This window comes from Chryseobacterium hagamense (assembly GCF_007991455.1).
In the GTDB taxonomy this organism is placed as follows: Bacteria; Bacteroidota; Bacteroidia; order Flavobacteriales; family Weeksellaceae; genus Chryseobacterium; species Chryseobacterium hagamense.
Window position 1 is genome coordinate 1 of sequence record NZ_BJYJ01000099.1, and the last position, 591, is coordinate 591.

Consider the following 591-nt stretch of genomic DNA (forward strand, 5'->3'; position numbering starts at 1 on the left):
TTTTGGGGAAACTCAGTGGTATAAAAACATCATGGCGTATCTTGCTGAGCCTGCTTCTTCTGAGCCAGACTTCTCTAAATATGATTTTTCGCAGTTTGGTAATATTAGTGATGAAGAGCCTGTTAATTTTTTTGGAAAGAATGATAAATCCGTCTTTCATAAAAAATTTAAAGAAATGCATGATCTTTTAAAAAATACCAAAGGAGATGGTATTTTTAGAGTATATGGACATGGAAATTTAAATATGCTATGGAATGAAGATGAAAGACTTTTTAGTGCAAAAGATTTTGATAAAGCCATGTTAGCAAAAAATAAGAACTGGGCAAATATTGATAAATATAAGAACCCTACTTTAATTTTATTTGCTTGTCTTTCAGCTTCCGATGTTGGAAATAATGGATCTATGGCAAAACAAATATCTAAAGCACATCCCAATGTTACAGTTATAGGTTTTAGAGGGTTTGTAGAATATGATTTAGACGTAAAAGGTATTAAAAATATTAGTAGACAGCAAGGCGCAGGAGATGGAAATGGACTTATTGTTTTTTATAAAAATGGACAAGCCCTCCATGGTTATTATTATAGAGAATA

Annotated in this window: 1 protein-coding gene; it reads left to right on the top strand. The window is 31.3% G+C overall.

Annotated elements, in window-relative coordinates; translation table 11 throughout:
* Positions 1–31: 31 nt before the first annotated feature.
* Positions 32–591, top strand: a 560-nt coding sequence (locus CHA01nite_RS20395) for a DUF8616 domain-containing protein (RefSeq protein ID WP_146944841.1), incomplete at its 3' end; no start/stop codon positions are given.